The following is a 22015-nucleotide window of genomic DNA, read 5'->3' on the forward strand; positions in this document are numbered from 1 at the left end:
GGTTATCAGTGGTTTTTTTTAATATGAATCAAGCTTAATCGGGATTGATAATTTGCCTTGAATTAAACAATAAAAGTTGCGATATAAACAAATATTGCCGTAGAAACTCCTACCACTAGTGTTCCCAGGGTATAGGTACGATAACCCGTTTTCACATCAATTCCTGAAAATTGAGTGGTGATCCAGAACCCGCTGTCGTTGGCATGCGATACTACCATTGCTCCGGCTCCTATTGCAGCAACAATGAGTGCTTTTTCAATTTCAGAATCGAAACCCATACCGGGCAACATTGGGGCAACGATGGATGCGGTAGTGATGAGCGCCACGGTAGAAGAACCTTGTGCGGTTTTGATTGCAGCACAAAGTAAAAAGGGAAGCCATATCCCGAGGTTTGCACCAGATAAGCCATTTGCCATGGTAGTTGCAATTCCACTGTTTTGAAGGATTGCCCCAAAAATGCCGCCGGCACCAGAAATAATGATGATTGTGGAAGCATCGCTGATAGCTTTTCCTACCCAACCGGTAGTAGAAAGTATTTCTTTATCCAGCTTTTTTGGGATTAAAAAAACAAAAAGCATCCCGATTAGTAAAGCAATTACAGGTGAACCTATAAATCCAATTGTTTTAAACCACCAGGTCGCCTTCTCGCCCCCAGTTACAGTAAATTCCATAATAGATTTGCTTATAATCAGAATAATTGGGGTAACTATTGGCAAAAATGATTTGATTGCAGAAGGTGCATTTTTTATTTTCTCATTAATGGTCTCTTCAGATAATTCAGGATTAGGATCGATATAGGTTCTTGATGCATAATACTTTGAATAAAGAATAGCCACAATCAGTGAAAACATCCCGATAATCAGTCCGACGAGCATTACTAGTCCCACATCAGCACCAATAATCCCTGCTGCTGCAATCGGTCCGGGTGTGGGAGGAATCAATACATGGGATATCATTAAACCCAGAATAAGAGCCACCGCAGTTCCAACAATCGAAAGGCCTGCTTTCTTAGTCAAACTTTTATTCAATGGGTTAAGAATGATGAAGCCACTATCGGCAAAAACCGGAATGGAAACGAAAAATCCGACAATACCCATGGCTTCATGTACCCTTTTTTTACCAATGATATTGATTACAATTTCTGCCAATTTATAGGCACCGCCCGAGTATTCTAAAAATGTTCCGATAATGACGCCGAGTGCGATAACGATTCCTATTTTACCCAGAGTGTTTCCAAACCCATCATTAATAGATTTAATAATGGTGTCCAGATCCATTCCTGAGACAAGTCCAAAGAACAAAGCGACAAATAATAAGGCTAAAAATGGATGTAAGTGCCACTTGGTGGTCAACAATATTAGTAATATAACACTGACTACAAGTAGTATGAATGATATCATAAATGAATTTACCATTTAAATCGAAAAGCTGAATTATATTTTGGCTGAAAGCCCGGATTTTGAAATAACTTCTTTTTTTCGTAAATTTGAATTGAAGACTGTAATGACTGCATTTAAAAAGACATTTGGATTAAGCTTTTCAGTACTATTATTACTGAGTTTTTCCAATGTACTTCTTCCATTGGATTTCTTCCATAACCACGGCCCGATCCCGGTTTCTAAAGGATCAGAACAGCTTAATTCCAGCAGTACTCAAAAAGTAAATATTCAGAATAAAGCCGATTATTGCTGGGTTTGTGCCGTTCATATTGATAAAACCTTCACCAAGACTTCCTTTAATGAAAAGATCAGATTATCTCCTATGATGTCTGTTTTTCTGAATAATGAAGTTTCCTCCTATTTTGTTGAACAACTCCTTTCTACTTTAAGAGGTCCTCCTGCGGAATAATTTTCTCTCCTTTTTTAATTGTATTGCAGCGTTTTTAGGCTTGCAGTTTTATACCATCTATTTAATATTCTAATTCCCTAGAAATGAAATCTGTTATTTTATATATTTTATTGTTATTCACTTTTTCAAATTCTTACGCAAATCTAGCCTCAATCGAAGGACGGGTAATTGATGGGCAATCTAAAGAAACCCTTCCCGGAGCACTCGTTACAATTCCGGATCTTAAGATCTCTGTAGTAACAGATGCTTCGGGTCAGTTCAAATTCAATAATATACCCGAAAGGGGACGCTTTCTTGTTGAAGTTCGTTACATCGGTTATAGCACTCTTATTGAGACCATAGATTTTTCGCTTAAGGCCAATCTTGAATTTGTGTTGTTCCCTAGCGTGATCGAGGCGAAAGAGGTAGTAATTACCGGAACAGCTTTCAGTACCGACAACCGGAAAAACAGCACAGCAGTATCTGCGGTTACGAAAGATCAGCTGATTAACCGACCATCCGGTAACCTGATCGATGCGATCGCGAAAGTCCCCGGAGTTTCACAGGTCACCACAGGAGGAGGTATTTCTAAACCGGTGATCCGGGGTTTGAGTTATAACCGTGTTGTTACACTGGTTGATGGAGCAAAGCAGGAAGGGCAGCAATGGGGAGATGAGCATGGAATGGAAGTAGATCAGTACAGTGCTGAGCGTGTTGAAGTATTGCGTGGGGCAGCCAGTTTGTTATACGGTTCGGATGCACTTGGCGGGGTAATTAATGTCCTGGAGCCCTTACCTTCTCCTGAAGGACAGGTAAGAGGTGAATTATTGACTAGCTACCAAAGCAACAACGGACTCAGTGGAAGTTCAGCAATGCTGCAAGGCAATAGTAATGGATTTGTCTGGCGTGCCAGGACTTCCTTAAAAAGTGCCTATAGTTATAATGCCCCCGATGGAAGAATTGCCAATACAGGTTTTAATGAAACAAATTTCAGTGGTCAGCTCGGTTTCAATAAGAAATGGGGTTATGCACATTTAAATTTATCCAGTTTCCAAAACAATATTGGCTTGCCTGACTTTTCGAGGAATTCAGATGGCATGTTCGAAGATGAGAATGGTTCAGTTTTAACTGATAAACAATTAAAGGACCGCACTTTGTTTCTTCCTTTTCAGGATATAAGACATTATAAGGTTGCGATGAACAGTCATGTTTTGCTCGGAAACGGGAGGTTACGTACCATTTTGGCATATCAGAATAACCAGAGAAGGGAACTTGAAGATAACCGGATAAACCCATCCCTCTTTTTTGACCTCAAAACCTACAGCTCTGATTTTAAATATTATTTTAACGAGGACAATGGATGGGAGCCGGTAATTGGATTGTCTGCTTCAGCACAGAATAATGAAAACAGAGCAGAAGAATTACTTATCCCTGATTATAGATCCGGAGAATTGGGTCTTTTTGCCTTTGCCAAGAAATCATGGGAAAGCAGCACATTTAATTTGGGTGCCCGATTTGATTATCGTAAGATCACAGGTGATCGAATGGAGGAAGATGGTAATCCTAAATTCAATAATTTCACTAATAGTTTTTCCAACGTTAGCGGGGCTTTAGGTTTTACGAAAGAGTTCAATGAGTATTTTAATTTTAAAGCTAACCTTGGATCAGCATTTCGCTCACCAAATATAGCTGAACTGAGTTCAGATGGGGTTCATGAAGGAACTTTCAGGTATGAGGTTGGAAACAATGATCTTAGTCCGGAGAATAGTTATTATGGTGACTTCGCTTTTGAATTTAATAATAATGTGATCAGTGCAAGTTTAGGAGCTTTCAACAATCATATTGATAATTATATCTACAACAGGCAAATTGGAAACGAAACCATAGTGGTTGATACTGAAACCCTTCCGGTTTATCGCTTTGTTCAGGATAATGCAAATTTATCAGGAATTGAAGCCAGTCTTACCCTTCATCCGGCCGAGCTGATCCATTTTGAAAACAGCTTCTCATATACCCGCGGAGTGAACAGGGCAACCGATAAGGCGCTTCCATTTATTCCTGCAGCAGTCTTAAGGAATGAGATCAGACTGGAGCCTGATTTTAAGGGTGGTTTGAAAAGTTCATACTTTTCAATTGCTTTTGATAACGTTTTTAAACAAAGCAGAGTGGATAATTTTGAAACACCAACAGGTGCATATTCATTGGTTAATCTTGCGATGGGAACAACATTCATGCTTAATAAACAACCATTGAGAATAAATGTTTCAGCAAATAATTTATTCAATAAAGCCTATTACGATCATTTGAGCAGGTTCAAACCCGGCCGTTTGGATGAATCCGACCTGAGTGCCGGTTATTATAATCAGGGACGTAATATATCTATTGGACTTTACCTGCCTTTTGTGTTTAAATAGATAAAAAGTTCATTTTCAGTATTTTTGGGTTGGAATCCTGAAGTTATTTTTCCATATTTATCCAAGGTAATTAAAGATAAAAAACATGAACAAGTTAAAGTTTTTACTTCTGGCCATATTTCTCTCGGGGGCTATCAGCACTCAGGGACAGACTGGCAAGACATTGGGCACCAGAAATGAATTTAATAGCTATTCAGGTGCTACCAACAATCAAAACTACATGTATGCAAGTGATGCGGTTTTTTCCGAACGGCTTAATAATTCCGAGCCGGCAATAAGAAATAATATTCCTGAGTTACTACGCAAACCACTTAATAACGAAATAAAAATAGAACGTTACAAGACCATTACGATGCGTGATGGAGTAAAATTATATGCTGATGTTTACCTGCCGGCTGCACCTGGCAAATACCCAACCATTGTTATTCGTACCTGCTATGGTGTGCAGCGAGATGGTGGCCATCAGGATAAGATCCGGTTTGCTCAGGAAGGTTATGCTGTAGTTTTTGCCGATATCAGGGGTCGTTATGAAAGTGAGGGCAACTGGGATCCTTTCCGTGATGAATCTAAAGATGGCTATGATGTGATCGAGTGGGCAGCAGCTCAGCCTTTCTCTAATGGTAAGGTTGCTACGCAGGGTGGAAGTTACCTGGGCCATAACCAATGGGCGGCAATGAGTGCAACTCCTCCGCATCTGGTAGCAGCATTTCCAGGGGTAGCCTCAACCAATATCTATGCTAACTGGTTAACTATGGGCGGAGCTTTCCGTTTAAGTTTTAACTATGGCTGGGGTGTTGTTCGTATGCCTAACCGGATTATGTTACCCCAATACTGGCATACTGAAGCCTATACTCCTGAGGAATTGAAATATGAAAATATTTTATGGCATTTGCCATTAAAGGATGGTGACTTGAAAAGTGCCGGTTATGCGGTTAAGCATTATCGCGACTGGATAAATCATGAGAGTTATGATGATTACTGGAAGTCGATTAGTGATGAAGAGAATTTTTCTAAAATGAATGTTCCGGCTCATACCTATGGGGGTTGGTTTGATATTTTCTTGATGGGGACCATTAATGGTTATATCGGTATGAGGAACAAAGCAGCAACTCCTGCGGCCCGTGCCGGAGCCCGGATGATTATTGGTCCATGGGGACATGGCCCCTCTCAATCGTTTGGAACTGTCGACTTTGGTGCTACTGCTAATATGAAGATGTTCAACAGGGAATTACAATTTTATGATTTTCACCTGAAAGGGATCAAAAATGGCTTAGATCTTGAAGATCCTGTGCAGTTATTCTACATGGGGATTAATAAATGGCGTAGTGAAAAGGATTATCCAATTCCGGGAACCCAATACAAAAACCTGTATCTGAGTAGTAATGGAAACGCAAATTCTGTGCGTGGGGATGGAGTATTAAGTTTTGAGGCTCCTAAAAAGGCGGCAAGTGATCAATATACTTATGATCCAAAAACACCAATCATGACTTTAGGTGGTAATAACTGTTGCGGAACCCCAACACAGGCCGGCCCTTATGATCAGCGTCCCCTTGAGCGCAGGGAAGATGTGCTGGTCTATACTTCAGAATTTCTGAAAAGCCCGGTAACAATTGCAGGTCCGATGAAAATGAAGTTGTTTGCCGCAACTGACGGACCGGATACCGACTGGATGATCAAACTGGTTGATGTTTATCCTGATGGCAGGGCAATGCCTATCTCTGAAGGTATATTGAGAGCAAGATTCCGTGAAGGATTGGATAAGATTAAATTACTTACACCTAATCAGGTGTATGAGTACGAAATTGAAATGACAGGTACTGCAAATGTATTTCTGCCGGGTCATCGTATTCGTGTAGATATTACTTCAAGTAATTTCCCTCAGTTTGACAGAAACCCAAACACCGGTGATCCATTTGGTAGCAGCGATCGCATTCGTGTAGCTCAGCAAACCATTCATCATGGTGGTGCACGTTTAAGCAGTATTGTGCTTCCAACTGTTCGCCCGCTCGATAACTAGGTTTCCCATAGATATTATATCAAAAAAGCCAGGCAATTTGTCTGGCTTTTTTGATTGAAATTGGTTAGTAAAGACTCTTTAAGCATGATAACTATTTTAAATATGGTGCATAACTGATATTGGCTTTTACTTCTATTTTTTCTGCTATCTTTTTAAATACCAGTTTAGGGATATCAATTTTATGGTCTATTAAAATCACTTCAAACATGGTTTCAAGTAACATGGACTTTTCCCCAACAGTTAACTTACCACTCAGTTTTCTGTATTGATCAACACCGTGAATATTTAATGTTCCGTTCGCATTAACGGAATAGACACCCGGTTTGCTCCAATCAAGCTCCTCAATGATCCTACCTTTGAAGGAGGCATAAGGATACTTTTCACTTTCCATATAGTTTTCATTAAAATGCTGCTGCATCAGCTTATTGTTAAATTGAAATTGTGATATAGGAATGCGGACAACAATCTCCCCGTTTGATAGATTAATAATCGAATTCGCACGTGTATTTTTTGCTTCAATATCTTCAAGCGGAGCTTTGGAGAAGAAGCTAAACTCAGATTTATTGCTGCTATAAAGTTTGTTTTGTGCTGAAGCAAAATTAAAAATCAGAATAAAGGCTGGTAGTATCAAATAGTGCTTCATGGTTTCAGCCTGCTTTTTTTCTCAAATGAAAATGTTCTTGAAATGTTAAAACCGAAGTGGATATCCCCGCTTCCCCAACTCCCATCAGTTTCTGTAACGAACTGTCTTTCAGTCATTCCGAATGAATTAGTAAAAAGTAATTGAAATACATGTCCACCTGTTTCCAGATCAAAACTAAAGGAAAGGTTATTATTATAGTTATCATCGATCTGGTTTGGAAGTACATAATTATATTCTCCGTTGATTGAAGTTCGTTTCGTCAATTTCATTCTGCCACCAATTCCTGTTGCTATAACAGTTTTATTGTCTGTGAAAACATCTGCCCTGTTTCTATGAATGAGTGTCGGACTAAGCTGTAATGAGAATGCCTCGCTGAATTTCCTGGCGATCAGGAACTGTGCGGTATAGCTGCTCCTGTCATAGCCAGAAAGTTGGGGAGTGGTTTTTTGACTGCGTATTGCATATCCTCCAAATAGTGTGACAGAAATCGGGGTACTTCCTGAACCAGTAGTTTGTCTAATCAGTTTATACTTGGCGAAATAGTCAAATGTTTTTTGAAATGAGCTTCTTCCTAGTCCGACCATAAAGCGATCATTCAGGCCGTATTCCAATCCCAGACGATTTGTTGCAGCATCAAGTCCGAAGAATTCTTCAAATCCCCGGTTAATACGATCAAAACGATGAGATATAATGAAATCCATATTGTTCTTGCCGACAGTTTCAACCGAATGTCCGTTTATAATTCGGGTAGCCTTGAAGGTTGCCGTCCTGACAAATACTTCATTGCTATCTGAAACAAGTTTCATAAGATCTTCCTGGGCGAAGGCAGTAAGTGGAAGTAGTAAATTTAATAAGAGGAAAATCTTTCTCATAATATTGAATTAATATCCGGATCAGGCCTCAAAAACCCTTAAGGAGCTTCCGCTTAAGGTGGTACTGTATTTTTTAAGAGCGGAAGTTGCGGGACCCTGAATTCTCGCACCGTTAGAATCAAATACAGATCCATGAGCTGCATCAGTTAATGAACAAGGAAAATTATTGCTTCCTGAATTATATGTCACTGGATTTCCCTGATGGGTACAGGCAGAGGATAGTGCAATATAACTGGAACCACTTTTAGCAATGATAACGCCATTCATAATCGTCCAGCCTTTTGAATTTATATCTGCATTAGAACTTACATCTAATGTAAAATCGATCTTGCTGCCGGGTGTTGGGCTAGGGTTAGACGAATCCGGGCTTCCAGTATCACTTTTTCCGCAGGCACCAAGACAAGAGCTGATTACTATTGAGCCTGCACTTAGGCCCAGTGCTGTAAGAAAGTCTTTACGTTCCATAATAATTTTTTTTATAGGTTTCTAATTGTCTAAATTTCGAATAGAAATGATTTACAGCATATACGGCAGAAAAATCCGATTGGTTTGTCGGGGGTAAATTTTATAACATCATTTAGTTTATTCACATTTTTAAATATCTGATTATGAAACGATTATCCTTTTTTATTCTTTTGCTGGCCTCAACTTATGCTTATGCCCAACAGATTCAAAGTCTGTCTATTACGCTTGAAAATGTGGAATATCCATTTCCGGTAAAGTTTTTACCGTTGAATATTGAAGGCCAGGATGTACGGATGGCTTATATGGATATTAAGCCGGATAATCCAAACGGAAAATCCTTAATGCTTTTTCATGGGAAGAATTTTGGAGGGTATTACTGGACAAATGTGATCAAGGTGCTTAGTGCAAAAGGGTACCGGGTACTTGTTCCTGATCAGATAGGTTTTGGAAAATCATCCAAGCCATTTATCAATTACAGTTTTCACAGGCTTGCTGCCTTGAACAAACAGCTTCTAGACAGTTTGGGAATCCAGAAGACTGTTTTAATGGGTCATTCTATGGGCGGAATGCTTGCCAGCCGTTTCGCATTGCTTTATCCGGAAAGAACAGCACAACTGATTCTTGAGAACCCGATTGGATTGGAGGATTACCGTCGGTTTGTGCCTAGCGCAAGTCCGGAAGCTATGTATCAGGCAGAATTAAGGACCACGCCCGAAAGTGTGAAGCGTTATTATCAAACTTCCTACTTCGTACAATGGAAGCCGGAGTATGATGAGCTGGTTTTTATAGCTTCGGGGGTGAATGGTAGTTCTGAGTTTCCCCGGTATGCAAAGGTATCGGCTTTAACAGCTCAGATGATTTATGAACAGCCGGTAGTATATGAATTTCCATTGCTCAGGGTTCCGGTCTTGCTTTTGATTGGCACCCAGGATAAAACTATTGTCGGTAAAGCGAGATTGAAGCCTGAAGATCAAAAGAAATATGGTCTTTATAATCAGTTGGGAAAAGAAACTGCAGCTAAAATTCCGGGATCTGTCTTAATCGAGTTTAGTAATTCAGGGCATATTCCGCATCTGGAGATACCTGAAGAGTTTTTGAGGGCTTTGGGAGAGAATATAAAATAGCTCCGACTTGAGAAATCACCAGGACAAGCGGAAAGTAGATTTCGTCTTAGCAGACTGTTCCAGGTGACTGACGATTTTGTCTTTCATGGCGCTCAGGTAAATTCGTAACCCGATAGCTATCGGGTCTGAATTTCCCGACCTGTAAGTCTTAGGATAAAGAAGCGATTATTTGTTCGGCAGTGATTTTTTGTTGTTCACCGCTTCTCATGTTTTTCAAACTGAGTAGCCCGCTTTCCATTTCTTCGCTCCCAATCAGGATAACAAAAGGAATTTTTTTATCGTCTGCATAGCTCATCTGTTTTTTCAGTTTGGCCGAAGAAGGATATATCTCAGCACTGATTCCTGCATTTCTTAATTGCTGAAGTAAGGGTAATGCATAGGATTCGGCTACAGGATCAAAATTACTGATGAGTACCTTGGTGCTTTCAGAAGTGCTTTCAGGAAAAAGGTTTAATTCTTCGAGTACATCATAAATTCGATCGGCACCAAATGAGATTCCTACGCCGGTGAGGTCACTGAGTCCGAACATTCCTGTCAGGTCGTCATATCGTCCCCCCCCACCGATACTGCCCATCGCCACTTCATTAGTTTTTACCTCGAATATGGCACCGGTGTAGTAGTTTAAGCCGCGGGCGAGGGTAATGTCAAGTTCCAGGTTGAGTATTGAGACCCGATAGCTATCGGGTTGAGTATTGAGTATTGAGAGCCGGGCCAGATATGAAAAGATGGTTTCAATTTCGGAAATTCCTTTTAAACCGGTTTCAGATCCTGCAAGGATTGAACGAAGGCTGTTCAATTTTTCTTCATTAGTTCCCTTTAAGGCAATAATTGGTTTAAGTTTTTCGATATCCGATTCGGTAAATCCGCGTTCAATCAGTTCCTTGGTCACTCCCTCAAAGCCGATCTTGTCGAGTTTATCGATTGCTACCGTCATATCAATGATTAGCTCAGGCTTTCCAATAATTTCGGTTATACCGGACAATATTTTACGGTTATTGATTTTTACAGTGAAATCTTTCAGGCCCAATTTACTTAATGCCTCGTGGTAGATCAGTACGAATTCTGCTTCATTGATCAGACTATCAGAGCCAACTACATCCGCATCACACTGGTAAAATTCGCGATATCTTCCTTTCTGTGGCCTGTCGGCACGCCATACGGGCTGAATTTGGAAGCGTTTAAAGGGGAAAGAAATCTCATTGCGGTGCATAACCACATAACGTGCGAAAGGAACGGTTAGGTCGTAACGGAGGGCTTTTTCACTTATATGAGAAGTTATGAGATGTGAGTTATGATTTGCGAGTTTATCTGCGGGTACATTGGATAAAAAATCCCCTGAATTCAGAACCTTAAAAATTAGTTTATCTCCTTCATCGCCATATTTCCCGGTAAGGGTAGATAGATTTTCCATTGTTGGGGTCTGGATCTCCTGATAACCATATTTTTTAAATACCGAACTGATGGTATTGAAAATATGATTTCGTTTCACCATTTCACTTGCTGAAAAATCGCGGGTTCCTTTTGGGATAGATGGTTTAATGACTGCCATGATGTAAAGGTAATAAAAGACCTTAAGCTTAAAGAGATGAAGCGAATTCCCCGATTAATTCCTTGCAGCGTTTCTCTATCAATTGATAAACCGGGTCAAACTGATCATCATCATAATAAGGGTCGGGAACAATGTTATCCTTCAGAAAGAGACTGATTTTGCTTAGCTCCTCTTCGCTTCGGGCCTGGGCCTTCACATCGTTCAGGTTGTTGTAATCCATTACAAGAATGTGATCAAATTTTTCAAAATCCTTCGTATTAAACATTCTGCAGCTCTGCCCGCTTATATCCAGCCCATATTTTTTTGCGATGGCAATAGAGCGGACATCTGGTTGCTTCCCAATATGCCATCCTCCGGTCCCCGCAGAATCAATTTCCCAGCTCAAACCTTTTTGCTGAACCAGGTGTTCCATAATACCATGTGCTAATGGAGAACGGCAAATGTTGCCTAGACATACCATTAAAATCTTCATAAATTGCTGCTTAAGCTGAAAAAATACTATTTAATAATGCTGCAAGGTGTATTCCGCCTTTGAGCATTTGCTGGTTAGCAATTTCGATGTTATCATAAATATACCTGTAACTCAACTTATCGCCAATTTTCACATTTGCATAAAGTTTATTACTAATACTATAGGAATCTTTTACCCATTGGGCTATATCCTGCGACTGTAATGAATGCAGCTGATTTTTACCAATGAAATTAATGGATTTTGAATATTCAGTATAACTAAGTTGTTGTGATTCAATTAGGTCTGAATCCCATACACGGTGCAGATTAGTGTTTTGTCCGAACCAGGTTAACTGAATTCTATTCCCTCCAAGATCTTCAACACGGCCTGTATGCATAGGCTGATGGATATCGCCTACAAAATGAATCAGTAAACGAAGGTACATTACCTTTTTCTCCTGTTCAAGGTTCTTATTTTTTAATTCCGCACTCAAGAAAAGAATTTTGGTATAGATATCTGTTACGGTATCGCGTTTTAGTGCAAAATCAAGTTGCTCTTCGTTCAATCCGGCAGGCAGATTAATGTAATGCCAGTTATTGAGGTAATTATAAGAAGGTTCGGACTTTACAAAATCCGCCCAGTTACTCGCCATTGCCAGATTTTCATTACCCAGAATTAGTTTTATTTCCCGACTTGCTTTCTTGTTAAGATAACTCTCTGCGATCTGACCTACCACCCGGTGTCCAAGTAGCCCCCAGGCCATAGCATGAACAGGCAAATAAAGGATTACAAATGCCAGAAATATTTTCTTTAAGGGATTAAACTCCATAATGGTTTAGTTAAGCGGTTTCTGAATACATGTTGTTCTTTCTATGATGGATAGCTTAATATTCAAATGCTGTTTTAAACTTTCAAGGAATAAACTATCGCCTGTATTTTTTCGGATAATAAATGCCGGAAGATATTGACCATTACGGTAACAACCGGAGATTTTCTGCTTAAAATTCGATTTTGTAAATGTTGTTGTCAGCATCAGGGTATCCCCTTTGCTGAGGTAAGTTCCTTTAGCGTATTCAGTCCAGCTTCCATTATTAAAACAGGAATCGGGATAGGTATTTACTTTAGCGAAAGTTTTAATCGTGAGATACACAGAATCACATGAAAAGCGGAATTGATGCCGGGAATATTGTAAGCGTTCATTCTGATACTCAACGCTATCCTCTTCCCATATTCCCTGAATACTTTCTGTGCCTTTACCCTGCAGATTAGGATTAAATTTGCAGGAACCTGAAGCCAGTAGAAACAAGGCAAAAAAGAAAATACCGGCGTTTTTAACCATTTTGAATTTTAAAATACCCCTCACGGACCAGAAGTGCAGGAGAGGTATATACATTATTTTAATCCACCAATCATATCTTCCGGGCGGACCCACTGGTCAAATTGCTCGTTAGTCAATAAACCAAGGCCAATCGCAGCCTCGCGTAGCGACTTATTCTCCTTGAGTGCTGTTTTAGCAATCTTAGCAGCATTTTCATAACCAATATGGGGATTAAGTGCTGTAACAAGCATCAGGGAGTTTTCAAGATGTTTCTTGATACCTTCATAATTCGGCTCAATTCCGGCCACACAATTATTGGTGAAAGATACGCAGGCATCACCAATTAAGCGTGCTGACTGAAGGAAATTAGAAGCCATTACCGGCTTGAATACATTCAGCTCATAATGGCCATTTGAACCACCGATACTGATTGTTACATCATTACCCATAACCTGTGCTGCAACCATAGTTACTGCTTCATTTTGAGTTGGGTTTACTTTTCCGGGCATGATGGAAGAGCCGGGCTCATTATCAGGAATATGAATCTCTCCAATTCCTGAGCGTGGTCCTGAAGCCAGCATCCGGATATCGTTTGCAATTTTCATAAGTGACACAGCAATTTGCTTTAATGCCCCATGAGTTTCGACTATTGCATCATGTGCTGCCAAAGCTTCAAATTTATTCTCTGCTGTGATAAATGGCAAGCCCGTAAATTGAGCAATGTAAGCTGCAACGCTAACATCATACCCTTTTGGGGTATTAATGCCTGTACCAACGGCAGTTCCACCAAGTGCTAATTCTGACAGGTGATCTAAAGTATTTCTCAGGGCTTTTAGTCCGTGATTTAGTTGAGAAACATAACCCGAAAACTCTTGTCCCAAAGTTAAAGGTGTAGCATCCATCAGGTGAGTACGGCCGATCTTAACTACCTCTTTAAATTTTTCTGCTTTAAGGTGGAGTGCATCACGAAGTTTTTCGATGCCGGGAATGGTGGTTTCGATTACCATTTTATAGGCTGCAATATGCATAGCCGTTGGATAGGTATCATTTGAAGACTGTGATTTATTCACATCGTCATTTGGGTGTACAAAGGTTTTCCCTTCACCGAGTTTGTTTCCCTGAAGAACGTGGGCCCGGTTAGCAATAACCTCATTCACATTCATATTCGACTGGGTACCGGAGCCTGTCTGCCAGATTACCAGGGGGAATTCTGAAGAGAGTTTACCTTCCAATATTTCATCGCAAACCTTTGCGATCAGATCGCGTTTCTCAATGGGTAAAATACCACTGTCGGTATTCGTATAAGCAGCTGCTTTTTTCAGATAGGCAAAAGCATCAATTATTTCCTTTGGCATTGAGGCTTCGGGCCCGATCTTAAAATTATTCCTTGAACGTTCGGTTTGCGCACCCCAGTATTTATCAGCGGGCACTTTAACTTCGCCCATTGTATCGTGTTCTAATCTGTAAGTCATTGAAACAGGTTTTTTGTTATGCTGCAAATTTAGATTTTTTTACCCTGATTCTGGGGCAAAAATTTAGATTTTACGATCATAATTGTAACAATCTGAACAATTTTTAACCCGTTGTTTATAACTCTTATATTAGCCTTTTTATAATATTTTATAATTTTCAGCATTTAATCTATACCAAATACGATTCATGATCAATCTTCTCCGTAATAGCTTAGTATTGTTTGCCTTTCTAATTTTAGTACAGGCCTGTAGCTCAGATTCTTCAAAAAAAAGGAAGAGTGAAATTCCTAATAAAGAAGTTCCGGATAGTGTTTTGCTCTATTATGACCCCACTAAAGCAGATGAACGTATAGATGAAATTATTATGAACCTTCACCGGAAATCCGGATTTAACGGCAATGTTTTGGTAGCTAAGAATGGAAAGATTATTTATGAAAGAGCTATTGGCTGGGCAGATCATCTTCATCGCGATAGTTTGAAGATTAATTCAGTTTTTGAGCTTGCCTCGGTTTCCAAACCATTTACTTCCACTGCAATTATGATGCTTGTTGAAGATGGTAAGTTGAGGCTAAACCAGAATGTCAGGGAGTTTTACCCTGATTTTCCATACGATAGCATTACAGTTGAGTTACTTTTAACCCATAAGTCGGGTATGATGAATTATGTTTATTTTGTAGATGATCTTTGGAAAGCACAAAAGAAAGATGAGCGTCCGGGTATTACAAACCAGGATGTAATGAAGTTAATTGCAGAACACAGGCCAAATCCATATTCCAAGCCAAACAAAAGGTTTCATTACAATAATTCCAATTACATGGTTTTGGCAGCGATCATTGAAAAGGTAAGCGGCCAAAAATTTTCTCAATTTATGGCTGAGAATATTTTTAAACCACTTGGAATGAAGAATACTGCTGTATACTCTAAGGCTGAATTTGAAAAAATACCTGTGGATGTGGTTGGTCATGACCGAACATGGCGCAGGTCGGTGGCCCAAAATTTTCTTGACGGGCCTGTTGGTGATAAAGGAGTATACAGCACTATCCATGATCTCTACTTATTTGACAGGGCTATGAGAAAAGGTAAATTATTAAAACCGGAGACGATGGATTCTGTTTATGCACCTCATAATTTGATGCAGAGGGGGCATTTTAATTATGGTTATGGCTGGCGTACTTTTGAAAAGGGTAAAAATAAGGTGGTTTATCATACCGGCTGGTGGCATGGTTTCAGGAATATATATTTGAGGCAGGTGAATAAAGATATAACCATCATCTTATTAACTAATCTAACAAACGGAAGTCTGCTTAAATTGGATGAACTTTATAAGGTTGCGGGTATGCCCATTGTGAGAAGAAGTGCCTATTCAGGAAACGGACAAAGTTCAGTTTCTGATGAGGAAGATTAAATGGCAAAGAGCTTTGAAGAAATTTCTTTTAATCAAGGAATTTAGAAGATCATTTTTTTTGCCTGTAAATATAGTTAACTTGCCGCAATGGATTTAAAGAACAGAGTCTTTATTATTGATGATGACCCGATACATCAGCGCATAGCTCAGATCATGATATCGAAGCATAATCTGTTTGATGAATATTTTAGTTATACCGAGGCTCAAAAGGCACTTACTTTCTTAGAGGAGAACACAAAAAATGAGGAAATGCTCCCTGACGTCATTCTTCTTGACCTGAATATGCCTGTTATGGATGGCTGGGATTTTCTTGAGGTTTTTGAAAAACTTAATAAAGAGCTCAAAAAAAACATCCGGGTTTTTATTGTTTCTTCTTCGGTAGATGAAAAAGATGTGCTACGCTCAAAACTATTTGAGGGAGTTAAAGGTTTTATTTCCAAGCCTCTTTCACCGGATATAATCCGCTCAACAAGAGATGATTATTAAATTTAATTTATGTTTGATAAATTAGTACAGGCTCAGCAAATGGCTGAAGAAATAAAGAAGCGATTAGATTTGATTTCTGTTACGGCTGAAGTTGAAGGGGGTAAAATAAGAATTACTTCTACTGCCAATAAGCATATAACAGCAATTTCAATTGATCCTGGGTTTATGCAATCAGTAGACCTTGAAGAATTAGAAGAATTACTTGCAGCAGCAGTAAACAAGGCCTTAGCACAGGCAGATAACGTTAACCAAACAGAAATGCAGGCAGTTACCCGTGACATGATGGGAGGCCTCGGAAATTTATTCGGTAAGTAATACTATTTGTAAAGCCTTTTTTTAGATTACTGTTCCATTTGGAATTACCGCTAATTTTTTGACGACAACTATACCATCTTTGATGGTATGTGTTTTAAAGTCCCCGTTTTCCAGATGATCGCCTCCATTAATTCGTACATCATTCCCAATGAAACAGTTTTTATCTATAATTGCATTTTTAATATAGCATCTTTCACCAATACCCATAACAGGTTGTTTATTTTTTATCGCGTCGTTCAGCTCATTTAGTGTCTGATATCGGTCTCCACCCATTACATAGCTGTTTACGATTGTTGTACCTATTCCAATGCGTGTCCTGATTCCAATAACAGAACGTTCTATTCTACTCGCATTAATGATACAACCTTCAGAGATGATTGTTTTTTCTAATGTGGTACCGGATATTTTAGATGGCGGCAGCAATCTTGCCCTGGTATAGATAGATTTTTTGTCGAAAAGGTTAAACTCCGGGATATCTTCAGTCAATCCAATATTGGCTTCAAAAAAGGAATGAATATTTCCTATATCCGTCCAGTAACCCTCAAACTTATAGCTAATTACCTTATGATCTTCGAGGGATTGCGGGATGATTTCTTTCCCGAAATCAGTTCTTGTATTATTTTCCAGCAATTCTAACAGCAATTTTTTGTTGAACAGGTAAATACCCATTGATGCCAGGTATTCTTTACCCTTTGATTTAAGGATATCACCCACTTCCGACTTCCATTCAGGTAATAGATCCTTTTTGGGTTTTTCAATAAAGGAAGTAATCAGGTTATTTTCATCAGCCTTAAGGATACCAAAATCACTTGCATCCCGGGCATTTACTGGGATAGTAGCAATACTAATCTCAGCTCCACTCTCTTCGTGACTTCTTACCATATCCCCAAAATCCATCTGATATAGCTGATCTCCTGAAAGAATCAGGATATAATCGCATTGGTGTTGTACCAAATGACCCAGACTCTGCCTGACTGCATCAGCAGTACCCTGAAACCAGGTACTGTTTCCAGGTGTTTGCTCAGCAGCCAGGATATCTACAAACGCTTCACTAAAGAAGCTAAAATGATACGTGTTTTTGATATGCTTATTTAAGGAAGCAGAATTAAACTGAGTTACAACAAAAATTCGCTCAATTCCCGAATTCAGGCAATTTGAGATTGGAATATCTACCAGGCGGTATTTACCTGCGATTGGTACTGCTGGTTTGGAACGGGTATCTGTGAGGGGATACAAACGGGAGCCTTGTCCACCACCCAGAATAACAGATAATACTTTAGAATTCATTTCAATCATTGCTCAAACTTTTATACAGGTTAATATATTCTTTTGCTGATTTGTCCCAGGAAAAATCAAGTGACATCAGTTTTTTTCTTATTGTGGTTATACGTTCAGGATCTTCATAAACCTCACAAGCTCTTCCGATAACAGTTTTTATGCTTTGTATACTCAGCCCATCAAAACTGAGTCCGTAACCTCCTGGCTCCTTTAAATCGATCACCGTATCTTTCAGACCTCCCGTTTTATGAACAACAGGTATGGTGCCATATCGCATCGCATATAACTGGTTTAAACCGCAGGGCTCTACCCTTGATGGCATGATTAGAAAATCAGCACCAGCATAGATTCGATGTGAAAGCATTTCATCATATCCGATATAAACCCCGTAGTGTTTTTTATATTTTAAAGAGAGATTTTTTAACTCCATTTCAGTTTTTGGATCTCCTGAACCTAAAATAAGAAAATTTAGTTGTCCTTTATAGTTATCCAGACAGGATTGTATAACTTCCGGAAGCAGATCTGCTCCTTTTTCACCGACCAGCCTTCCGATAAAGACAATCAATGGTTTTGTGCTGCTCAGTCCAAACTCTTTGCAGAGCAGTTTTTTATTTTCTCTCTTTCCGGCATTTACACTGTCAATCGAATAGGTTTTGAAGATCATTGAATCAGTCTCCGGATTCCAAACCTGCGTATCTATTCCGTTAATTATACCTGTTCCCTTAGCTTCTTCCATCTGAAAAAGCTTCTCAAGTCCGTTCGAATTGATTGATAGTTCCTTCAGGTAGCTTGGTGAAACTGTAGTATATTTCCAGCAGCATTTTACTGAAGCTGCCAGGGAATTAATACAGTTTCCCCAGTCCAGAAGTCCGGCTTTACCCAGGTTGAAAGCGGGCAGGTAAGAGATTTTATCCCAACCAAACCATCCCTGATAGTGTCCGTTATGTATTGTACAGATGGTTGGAATAGAGGCCAGATTTCTATAGGAAATGGAATGAGAAACCAAAAAAGGAATTAGTCCGGTATGGTGATCATGGCAATGTATAATATCAGGCTTTTGATCAGATTTGCTGATCCAATCCAGAAATGAGAGTTGAAAACTAATAAATTGCTCAATTTCATCAGGGTAGCAATATATTTCCGGGCGATCTAGAAGCCCTGGGATATGAATCAGGTACAAATCAAAACCCAGAATTTTGTTCCTTTCTTTGAGGATATTGTATTCAAAAGTTTTAGATCCCATTATTCCAGCTGACTTGAATATAAGATCAAAAGTGTTTTCATGAACGAATTTCCGGTCGTAATAGGGCAATACCACTGAGGCATTTAATCCGGATTCACAAAGGTATTTTGGTAGCGCACCAACCACATCTCCTAGTCCGCCAACTTTGGCAACCGGGTAACATTCTGCGCTGAGGTGCATGACATTCATGAACGAAATTGAAAACGGAAAATAAGAAATGTAAACTACAAAACTGAATATTATATACTTATTCAAATAATATTACATAATCCAGCCATTATTCAAATTCAGTGTCTCTGTAATTTTACTAATGGGCTTCAAGCCAGTTCCGGCCCTCGCCAACCTCAACCAGAATTGGCACCTCCATTTTAATTGCATTTTTCATTCGTTCTGTAATGATCTCTTTCATAATCCCGGTTTCATTGATCAGTACATCAAATACCAATTCATCATGAACCTGCATTGTCATTTTGGAACCAAGCTTGTGATCTTTTATATCCTGATGAATCCTGATCATAGCAATCTTGATCATGTCTGCCGCCGATCCCTGTATTGGTGCATTGATCGCATTTCGCTCTGCAAAGCCCCGAACGGTCTGATTGGCCGAATTAATATCCCTCAGGTAACGTCTTCTGCCCATAATAGTTTCCACGTACCCATTTTCACGTGCAAAGTTCATGGTATCATTCATATACTTCTTAATATTGGGGTAAGTATTGAAATAATTTTCAATAATTTCTGCCGCTTCTTTTCTGGGAATACCCAGATTTTGTGAGAGTCCGAAAGCTGACTGTCCATAGATAATACCAAAATTTACAGCTTTTGCGTTCCTTCTTTGGGTTGAATTTACTTCTTCAAGCGCAATTCCATACACTTTTGCAGCTGTAGCAGTATGAATATCCAGTCCCTTAACAAAAGCTTCCATCATGTTCTCATCCTTACTGATCTCGGCAATAATCCTCAGTTCGATCTGGGAATAATCTGCTGATAACAAAACATGTTCATTATCTCTCGGAATAAATGCCTTTCTGACCTCCCTGCCGCGCTCTGTACGGATGGGAATATTCTGAAGATTGGGATTGTTTGAACTCAAACGACCCGTTGATGCAACTGCCTGATTATAAGAAGTATGTATACGACCTGTTTTGGGATTGATCATTTGAGGCAAAGCGTCTACATAGGTAGATTTCAGCTTCTGCAGCTGTCTGAAATCAAGAATGTCAGCTACAATATCACTCTTATTAGCGAGTCTAAGAAGAACATCCTCCCCGGTCTGATATTGTCCGGTCTTGGTTTTCTTTGCCTGAGGATCAAGCTGAAGTTTATCAAAAAGTACTTCTCCTAGTTGTTTTGGTGAGGCTATATTAAATTTGACACCTGCCTTTTCATATATTGTTTTCTCGAAAGCCCTGATATCAATTTCGAGAGTTTTGGAAAATTCCAGCAGGGCTTCCTGATCAATTTTTACTCCCTCATGTTCAATATCGGCAAGAACATAGATCAGGGGATGTTCAATATCTTCTGCGAGATTCAAGGCATTGACAGATTTCAGAATTGGTTCGAATACTGTCTTTAACTGAAGCGTGATATCAGCATCTTCTGCTGCATATTCTTTCACTTTTTCCAGGTCTGCATCCCTCATGTTACCCTGATTCTTACCTTTAACCCCAATCAGTGAACTAATGCTCACAGGACTATAATTCAGGTAATTTTCAGCCAGCATATCCATATTATGACGCGAATCAGGGTCAATCAGATAATGTGCAATCATAGTGTCGAAGAGTTTACCCTGTATATGGATATCATACCATTTAAGAACAAGAATATCATATTTAATATTTTGCCCGATCTTAGAAATAAGCGGGTTCTCCAAAATGGGTTTAAACTCATTAACAATAATTCTGCATTCATTCTGGTCTGCCGGAAGTGGCACATACCAGGCTTCACCTTGTTTCACACTGAAAGAAAGACCAACAAGTTCGCAATTGTTGGCATCTAGTCCGGTAGTTTCGGTATCAAAACAGAAGAAGCTGTGGTCATTAAGTAAATGAATGAGATTTTTTCGTTTTTCTGTATCATTCACCAATTGATAATTATGGTTGGTATTATTAATGTTTTTGAAACTCAGTGGCATTTGTGAAGCGCTAGTTTCTGCCCCTTCACTTGAATTGAGAGGTTCCTGCCCATCATTATTTCCAAACAGATCCATTTGTCCGTAAGCTGGGTTGGATTTTACATCAGTAATACTGAATTCATCGCCAAAAACCCTTTTGCCGAGTGTACGAAATTCCAGTTCTGCGAAAAGGGGTTCAAGTACATCCCGGTTCGGCTCATCAACGTGCAAAGCATCTACATCGAGATCTACAGGAGCATTCAGCATGATGGTTGCCAGTTTTTTTGAGATCAGACCCTGTTCAGCGAAATTTTCAACATTTTCGCGAAGTTTTCCCTTCAGTTCATGACTATTGCTGATAATATTTTCGATTGAACCATATTGTTTGATCAGTTGTTTTGCGGTTTTTTCGCCGATTCCGGGAATGCCAGGGATATTATCCACCGCATCGCCCCATAATCCCAAAATATCAATTACCTGATCAACATGGTCAATTTCCCATTTTTCAAGGATTTCTTTTACTCCCAAAATTTCCATTCCATTTCCCATTCTGGCAGGTTTGTAAATGAAGATATTTTCGGAAACAAGTTGCCCAAAATCTTTATCAGGAGTCATGCAGTAAACCGTAAATCCTTCGAGTTCTGCTTTTTTGGCTAGAGTGCCTATCAAGTCGTCGGCCTCGTATCCATCAGAAAAAATAACCGGGATATTAAATCCTTCGATCAGGCGGATTATATATGGAATTGCTGTCGAAAGATCCTCTGGCATAGCCTGACGATGAGCTTTATAAGCCGTAAAATCAGTATGTCTTTCAGTAGGTGCATCGGTATCAAAAACCACAGCCATATGACTCGGATTTTCTTTCTTAAGAACTTCCAATAAAGTATTAGTGAATCCCATAATGGCCGATGTATTCATACCACCAGATGTAAACCTAGGATTTTTACTCAATGCGAAATGGGCTCTGTATATCAGGGCAAATGCATCTAAGAGAAATAGTTTTTTCATTTTATTATTGATTTT

The 22015-nt window shown here is 39.4% G+C and carries 19 protein-coding genes; 7 read left to right on the forward strand and 12 right to left on the reverse strand.

The features are described from left to right. Window positions 1-62: 62 nt before the first annotated feature. Entirely contained in the window at window positions 63-1400 is a 1338-nt protein-coding gene (locus tag Q8S11_RS02435) for a GntP family permease (RefSeq protein WP_305660491.1), read from the reverse strand. A 103-nt stretch (window positions 1401-1503) separates the two neighbouring features. On the opposite strand from Q8S11_RS02435, the gene Q8S11_RS02440 reads away from it, so the two are divergent. From Q8S11_RS02440 to Q8S11_RS02450, 3 genes are all read left to right on the forward strand, one after another. Then, window positions 1504-1848 (forward strand): hypothetical protein, encoded by a 345-nt coding sequence (locus Q8S11_RS02440; protein ID WP_305660492.1) that lies wholly within the window; start codon window positions 1504-1506, stop codon window positions 1846-1848. Window positions 1849-1931: 83 nt separating this feature from the next. Continuing rightward, complete coding sequence (locus Q8S11_RS02445; protein ID WP_305660493.1) at window positions 1932-4241, forward strand: TonB-dependent receptor; 2310 nt, start codon at window positions 1932-1934, stop codon at window positions 4239-4241. A gap of 85 nt (window positions 4242-4326) precedes the next feature. After that, a complete protein-coding gene (locus Q8S11_RS02450) occupies window positions 4327-6258 on the forward strand; it encodes a CocE/NonD family hydrolase (protein WP_305660494.1) in 1932 nt (643 codons plus the stop codon). Between the two features lie 91 nt (window positions 6259-6349). On the opposite strand, the gene Q8S11_RS02455 is transcribed toward Q8S11_RS02450, so the two are convergent. The 3 genes from Q8S11_RS02455 to Q8S11_RS02465 are packed head-to-tail and all read right to left on the reverse strand — an operon-like array spanning window position 6350 to window position 8238. Further along, window positions 6350-6901 carry a YceI family protein gene (locus tag Q8S11_RS02455; protein ID WP_305660495.1) on the reverse strand — a complete coding sequence of 184 codons (552 nt, stop codon included), beginning with the start codon at window positions 6899-6901 and terminating at the stop codon, window positions 6350-6352. Continuing rightward, complete coding sequence (locus Q8S11_RS02460; protein ID WP_305660496.1) at window positions 6898-7773, reverse strand: DUF5777 family beta-barrel protein; 876 nt, start codon at window positions 7771-7773, stop codon at window positions 6898-6900. The genes Q8S11_RS02455 and Q8S11_RS02460 overlap by 4 nt, the downstream gene beginning before the upstream one ends. Window positions 7774-7794: 21 nt before the next feature. Continuing rightward, complete coding sequence (locus tag Q8S11_RS02465) at window positions 7795-8238, reverse strand: ubiquinol-cytochrome c reductase iron-sulfur subunit (protein ID WP_305660497.1); 444 nt, start codon at window positions 8236-8238, stop codon at window positions 7795-7797. Window positions 8239-8381: 143 nt separating this feature from the next. On the opposite strand from Q8S11_RS02465, the gene Q8S11_RS02470 reads away from it, so the two are divergent. Beyond that, entirely contained in the window at window positions 8382-9362 is a 981-nt protein-coding gene (locus Q8S11_RS02470; RefSeq protein ID WP_305660498.1) for an alpha/beta fold hydrolase, read from the forward strand. Window positions 9363-9510: 148 nt separating this feature from the next. Here the strand turns inward: Q8S11_RS02470 and hisS are convergent, their stop codons facing one another. Genes hisS through fumC form a run of 5 tightly spaced genes read right to left on the reverse strand, consistent with a single transcriptional unit; the run spans window position 9511 to window position 14152 of the window. Then, the gene (gene hisS, locus Q8S11_RS02475) at window positions 9511-10911 is read right to left on the reverse strand and encodes a histidine--tRNA ligase (RefSeq protein WP_305660499.1); all 1401 of its coding nucleotides are present in this window, start codon (window positions 10909-10911) and stop codon (window positions 9511-9513) included. Window positions 10912-10939: 28 nt separating this feature from the next. Beyond that, window positions 10940-11383, reverse strand: coding sequence for a low molecular weight protein-tyrosine-phosphatase (locus Q8S11_RS02480; RefSeq protein WP_305660500.1), 444 nt, complete (start codon window positions 11381-11383; stop codon window positions 10940-10942). Window positions 11384-11393: 10 nt separating this feature from the next. Beyond that, on the reverse strand, window positions 11394-12191 hold the full coding sequence (locus Q8S11_RS02485; protein WP_305660501.1) for a S1/P1 nuclease: 798 nt from the start codon (window positions 12189-12191) through the stop codon (window positions 11394-11396). Between the two features lie 6 nt (window positions 12192-12197). After that, a complete protein-coding gene (locus Q8S11_RS02490; protein WP_305660502.1) occupies window positions 12198-12701 on the reverse strand; it encodes a fumarate hydratase in 504 nt (167 codons plus the stop codon). Window positions 12702-12754: 53 nt separating this feature from the next. Then, window positions 12755-14152, reverse strand: coding sequence for a class II fumarate hydratase (fumC, locus tag Q8S11_RS02495; RefSeq protein WP_305660503.1), 1398 nt, complete (start codon window positions 14150-14152; stop codon window positions 12755-12757). Between the two features lie 187 nt (window positions 14153-14339). Here fumC and Q8S11_RS02500 point away from each other — a divergent pair, with 187 nt between their 5' ends. The 3 genes from Q8S11_RS02500 (at window position 14340) to Q8S11_RS02510 (ending at window position 16358) form a co-directional block, all read left to right on the forward strand. Next, window positions 14340-15557, forward strand: a complete 1218-nt coding sequence (locus Q8S11_RS02500) for a serine hydrolase (RefSeq protein ID WP_305660504.1) — start codon at window positions 14340-14342, stop codon at window positions 15555-15557. Between the two features lie 87 nt (window positions 15558-15644). Continuing rightward, entirely contained in the window at window positions 15645-16043 is a 399-nt protein-coding gene (locus Q8S11_RS02505) for a response regulator (protein WP_305660505.1), read from the forward strand. 9 nt (window positions 16044-16052) lie between these two features. Beyond that, entirely contained in the window at window positions 16053-16358 is a 306-nt protein-coding gene (locus Q8S11_RS02510) for a YbaB/EbfC family nucleoid-associated protein (RefSeq protein WP_305660506.1), read from the forward strand. 21 nt (window positions 16359-16379) lie between these two features. Here Q8S11_RS02510 and Q8S11_RS02515 read toward each other — a convergent pair whose 3' ends face one another. Genes Q8S11_RS02515 through polA form a run of 3 tightly spaced genes read right to left on the reverse strand, consistent with a single transcriptional unit; the run spans window position 16380 to window position 22000 of the window. After that, a complete protein-coding gene (locus tag Q8S11_RS02515) occupies window positions 16380-17645 on the reverse strand; it encodes a glucose-1-phosphate adenylyltransferase (RefSeq protein WP_305660507.1) in 1266 nt (421 codons plus the stop codon). 1 nt (window position 17646) lies between these two features. Then, entirely contained in the window at window positions 17647-19134 is a 1488-nt protein-coding gene (locus Q8S11_RS02520; protein WP_371135120.1) for a glycogen synthase, read from the reverse strand. Window positions 19135-19186: 52 nt separating this feature from the next. After that, complete coding sequence (gene polA / locus Q8S11_RS02525; protein ID WP_305660508.1) at window positions 19187-22000, reverse strand: DNA polymerase I; 2814 nt, start codon at window positions 21998-22000, stop codon at window positions 19187-19189. Window positions 22001-22015: the final 15 nt, after the last annotated feature.

Origin of the sequence: Daejeonella sp., from assembly GCF_030695525.1 — a bacterium.
Taxonomy (GTDB): domain Bacteria; phylum Bacteroidota; class Bacteroidia; order Sphingobacteriales; family Sphingobacteriaceae; genus Daejeonella.

Excerpts from the sequence above, each read along its gene's own strand:
- hisS (WP_305660499.1), bottom strand. The coding sequence starts at position 10,911 with ATGGCAGTCATTAAACCATCTATCCCAAAAGGAACCCGCGATTTTTCA.
- Q8S11_RS02460 (WP_305660496.1), bottom strand. The coding sequence starts at position 7,773 with ATGAGAAAGATTTTCCTCTTATTAAATTTACTACTTCCACTTACTGCC.
- Q8S11_RS02500 (WP_305660504.1), top strand. The coding sequence starts at position 14,340 with ATGATCAATCTTCTCCGTAATAGCTTAGTATTGTTTGCCTTTCTAATT.
- Q8S11_RS02505 (WP_305660505.1), top strand. The coding sequence starts at position 15,645 with ATGGATTTAAAGAACAGAGTCTTTATTATTGATGATGACCCGATACAT.
- Q8S11_RS02435 (WP_305660491.1), bottom strand. The coding sequence starts at position 1,400 with ATGATATCATTCATACTACTTGTAGTCAGTGTTATATTACTAATATTG.
- polA (WP_305660508.1), bottom strand. The coding sequence starts at position 22,000 with ATGAAAAAACTATTTCTCTTAGATGCATTTGCCCTGATATACAGAGCC.
- Q8S11_RS02440 (WP_305660492.1), top strand. The coding sequence starts at position 1,504 with ATGACTGCATTTAAAAAGACATTTGGATTAAGCTTTTCAGTACTATTA.
- Q8S11_RS02510 (WP_305660506.1), top strand. The coding sequence starts at position 16,053 with ATGTTTGATAAATTAGTACAGGCTCAGCAAATGGCTGAAGAAATAAAG.
- Q8S11_RS02485 (WP_305660501.1), bottom strand. The coding sequence starts at position 12,191 with ATGGAGTTTAATCCCTTAAAGAAAATATTTCTGGCATTTGTAATCCTT.
- Q8S11_RS02455 (WP_305660495.1), bottom strand. The coding sequence starts at position 6,901 with ATGAAGCACTATTTGATACTACCAGCCTTTATTCTGATTTTTAATTTT.
- Q8S11_RS02490 (WP_305660502.1), bottom strand. The coding sequence starts at position 12,701 with ATGGTTAAAAACGCCGGTATTTTCTTTTTTGCCTTGTTTCTACTGGCT.
- Q8S11_RS02470 (WP_305660498.1), top strand. The coding sequence starts at position 8,382 with ATGAAACGATTATCCTTTTTTATTCTTTTGCTGGCCTCAACTTATGCT.
- Q8S11_RS02445 (WP_305660493.1), top strand. The coding sequence starts at position 1,932 with ATGAAATCTGTTATTTTATATATTTTATTGTTATTCACTTTTTCAAAT.
- Q8S11_RS02465 (WP_305660497.1), bottom strand. The coding sequence starts at position 8,238 with ATGGAACGTAAAGACTTTCTTACAGCACTGGGCCTAAGTGCAGGCTCA.
- fumC (WP_305660503.1), bottom strand. The coding sequence starts at position 14,152 with ATGACTTACAGATTAGAACACGATACAATGGGCGAAGTTAAAGTGCCC.
- Q8S11_RS02450 (WP_305660494.1), top strand. The coding sequence starts at position 4,327 with ATGAACAAGTTAAAGTTTTTACTTCTGGCCATATTTCTCTCGGGGGCT.
- Q8S11_RS02515 (WP_305660507.1), bottom strand. The coding sequence starts at position 17,645 with ATGAATTCTAAAGTATTATCTGTTATTCTGGGTGGTGGACAAGGCTCC.
- Q8S11_RS02480 (WP_305660500.1), bottom strand. The coding sequence starts at position 11,383 with ATGAAGATTTTAATGGTATGTCTAGGCAACATTTGCCGTTCTCCATTA.